Origin of the sequence: Spongiibacter sp., from assembly GCF_041602295.1 — a bacterium.
Taxonomy (GTDB): domain Bacteria; phylum Pseudomonadota; class Gammaproteobacteria; order Pseudomonadales; family Spongiibacteraceae; genus Spongiibacter.
Window position 1 is genome coordinate 1 of sequence record NZ_JBFIGO010000168.1, and the last position, 3,664, is coordinate 3,664.

General features: G+C 60.7%; 2 protein-coding genes and 1 pseudogene. 2 read left to right on the forward strand and 1 reads right to left on the reverse strand.

What is annotated here, in order from left to right; genetic code table 11:
• Positions 1-14: 14 nt before the first annotated feature.
• The gene (recQ, locus tag ABYM29_RS15180; RefSeq protein ID WP_372865637.1) at positions 15-2,144 is read left to right on the forward strand and encodes a DNA helicase RecQ; all 2,130 of its coding nucleotides are present in this window, start codon (positions 15-17) and stop codon (positions 2,142-2,144) included.
• An 85-nt stretch (positions 2,145-2,229) separates the two neighbouring features.
• Complete coding sequence (locus tag ABYM29_RS15185) at positions 2,230-3,240, forward strand: 1-acyl-sn-glycerol-3-phosphate acyltransferase (RefSeq protein ID WP_372865636.1); 1,011 nt, start codon at positions 2,230-2,232, stop codon at positions 3,238-3,240.
• A 20-nt stretch (positions 3,241-3,260) separates the two neighbouring features.
• On the opposite strand, the pseudogene ABYM29_RS15190 reads toward ABYM29_RS15185, so the two are convergent.
• A pseudogene (locus tag ABYM29_RS15190) lies at positions 3,261-3,664 on the reverse strand (hypothetical protein); the annotation flags it as partial.

A 3,664-nucleotide genomic window follows, 5' to 3' on the forward strand; every position in this document is an offset into this window, starting at 1 on the left:
GACTTGATGTGGTAATGACTATCGACACGCAGACACCGCCCATTTCGGCCCCAGAAGCCGCCCTGCATACCCTGCAATCGGTCTTTGGCTACCAGGCTTTTCGCAATCACCAGGCGGAAATCGTCGAACAGCTTATCAATGGCGGCGACGCACTGGTGCTAATGCCCACCGGCGGCGGCAAATCGCTGTGTTTCCAAATACCGGCGCTGGTGCGCGACGGCACCGCCATCGTGGTGTCGCCGCTGATCGCCTTGATGCAAGACCAAGTCGACGCGCTGCGCCAAAATGGTGTCAACGCCGCCTGTTTAAACTCCAGTCTCAGTGGCGCCGAAGCGAACGACGTCGAACGCCAACTGCTCAATGGCGAACTGGATCTGCTCTACGTCGCCCCCGAGCGGCTGATGATGCCGCGCATGCAGGGCCTACTGGAGCGCGCCCGCATCGCCCTGTTCGCCATCGACGAGGCCCACTGTGTCTCCCAGTGGGGCCACGACTTTCGCCCGGAATATATCCAGCTGTCGGTGCTGCACGAGCGCTTCCCCCACATTCCGCGCATCGCCCTCACCGCCACCGCCGACGAGCGCACCCAACAGGAAATCATTCAGCGGCTGGGACTGGAACATGCCCGACTGTTCAACAACGGCTTCGATCGCCCCAATATTCGCTACCGTATCGCCGAGAACAACGGCAATGCCCGCGAGCAATTACTGCGCTTTATTCGCAACGAACACGACGGCGATGCCGGCATTGTTTACTGCCTGTCGCGCAAACGCGTCGACGAAACCGCCCACTGGCTGAGCAGCAAGGGCCTCAAGGCACTGCCCTACCACGCCGGCCTGTCCAACGAGGTTCGCCAGCAACACCAGAGCCGGTTTTTGCGCGACGACGGCATTATCATCGTCGCCACTATCGCCTTTGGCATGGGCATCGACAAACCTGACGTGCGCTTTGTCGCCCACCTGAACCTGCCTAAAAGCATTGAGGCCTACTACCAGGAAACCGGCCGCGCCGGCCGCGACGGCCTGCCCGCCAATGCCTGGATGCTCTACGGTCTTCAGGATGTGATTACCCTGCGACAAATGCAGGAGGGCTCCGACGCCGACGAAAGCTATAAGCGCATAGAGCGCCATAAGCTCGACGCCATGCTCGGTCTCTGTGAGCTGGAGAGCTGTCGCCGCCAGGCACTGTTGCACTATTTCGGCGACACCCTCGAGCAAGCCTGCGGCAACTGCGACAACTGCCTAAGCCCCCCCGAAACCTGGGACGCCACTGTCGCTGCGCAAAAAGCCCTGTCCTGTGCCTATCGCACTGGCCAGCGCTTTGGCGTCAACTACCTAGTCGATGTCCTGCTGGGCAAAAGCAATGAGCGCATTCAACAATTCGGTCATCACAAGCTGGCGGTGTTCGGCCTTGGCAAGGAACTCAACACCAGTCAGTGGCGCGGCCTGTTCCGCCAGTTGATTGCGCGCCGCCTGCTCAGCGTCGATGTCGACGGTCACGGCAGCGTACTGCTGAGCGAAAGCGCAAGACCGGTACTGCGCGGCGAGCAAACACTCACCCTGCGCAAACTCGCCAAGGTCAGCAGCGGCAAATCCAGCCGCAAAACCTTTGCCAATACCGCCCACAGCCAACTCTGGGAGGCATTGCGCAGCCATCGCAAGCAACTGGCCGAAGAACAGGGCGTCCCCGCCTACGTCATCTTTCACGACGCCACCCTCGCCGAAATGGCCGAGCGCCAACCACAAAGCCTGGAGCAGTTGGGCCGCATATCCGGCATCGGTGAGCGCAAACTCGACGCCTACGGCGACAGCTTCCTGCGCGTGATTCTAGACAATGCCGACAGCGGCGCGCCCACTTCCGACAGCGGCGAAGAAAGCGTGCAACTGCTCTGCCAGGGGCTGAAGCCGCTAGAGATTGCCCATCGCCGCGAGCTCACACTGGCAACCGTCTACCGCCACCTGGCCGCCGCGATCAAAAATGGCGAATTGGAACTCGATGATGTGGTGGAGTTAGACCCGCCCTCCCTGCAAGAGATCCGCTTTGCCTTTGAGCACAGCGAAGATGGCCGGCTAAAGCCGGTATATGAATTACTGGGCGGCGAATACGACTACGGCATACTGGAATGCGTGCGGGCAGCCGGTTAGCGCCCGCCGGCATCATCCATACTCCCACACGCTGCGTAGAGAGTTTCATTGGCTATACTTTGCCCATGAGGACACTTACCCAACCATGATGTGGCTGACGCAACACACCCTGACCCGACGCCTGCTGTCGATCCCCGCGTATATAATGCTGACGCTGCTCGTACTGATCTCTGCCCCGCTGTGGATACCGATGATCTGGCTACTTGGCCACATCAGGCCCAGCGCGCGATCGGGTCTGCGCTGCCTCACCTTTGTCTGCCTCTACCTGCTTTGCGAAACTGCCGGCATCGTCGCCAGCGGCTGGCTGTGGCTGCGCTACGGCCTGAGCAGAAAGCAACAGGCCCACTACCTGGCGGCCAACAGTCAGTTGCAATACTGGTGGGCGGACACCCTGCGCCGCGGCGCCGAAAAACTGTTCAGGCTGCGCTTTGAGATCGAGGGTGAAGAGGCGCTCAACGGCCCCGCGGCCATCGTATTGCCGCGCCATACCAGTATCGGCGACACGGTGCTGCCAATGTCGTTCTACGCTATTCCCAAGGCCTTTCGTGTGCGCTATGTCCTCAAGCGCGAACTGTTGCTAGACCCCTGCCTGGACATCGTCGGCAATCGTCTGCCCAACGCCTTTGTCAATCGCGTGGCAGAAGACATGGACAGCGAACTCAAGGTACTTCACAAGCTGGCGGCCACGGCGGCTGACGACGACGCCCTGGTGATATACATGGAGGGGACGCGGTTCTCGACCAACAAACGCCAACGCATATTACGCCAGCTGGCGGCAAACGATGCTCCCGAGGCACTGCGCAATGCCGAACGCTGGACCACGGTGCTACCACCGCGACCCGCCGGCGCCCTGACACTGATGGCCGCAGCGCCACACAAGGACCTGCTGTTCTTTGCGCACAGTGGCTTCGAAGGTTCCGCCAGTTTCACCAGTCTGTTTAACGGCAGTTGGATGGATACCACCGTGCGACTGAGCTTCTGGCGCATCCCCGCCGCTGACATTCCCGATGACCCCGAGGGGCGTCGCGCGCTGCTGCTAGAACAGTGGGAGCTTATGCACCGCAAATTGAGCGAGATGGCGGACCGCCCGGCCTGACAAGCCCGCTTGGCAATAACTCAAGCCAGCGGGCACTGTGCTCCGGCGGCGCCTTGATCGGCCTCGATACTGTCGATCACTCCCATCACCAAACGCAGCGCCGCTCGCACAACCGTCTCGCGAGGCATTGCATAGCCACTGCGCAGCCAGTGGGTTGCCGTTTGCCGCATCGCGCCCACCAGCGCCATTCCCAGCACCAGTGACTCATCGTCGGGCAACTGCCAATGTGGATAAACATGGCCAGCCAGCTCCACGATCAGCTCGCTAAACGACAGAATATAGCCGTGATATAGCTGCTCAACTTCGGGGCTGATGCCCTCCAACTCAACCATACACACCCTGGCAACACGGGGGTCTTCCAAGGCAGAAAAATACGCGTCCAACATTAATCTGACCTGGATTCGCGGTGGCTCCGCCGCACTGC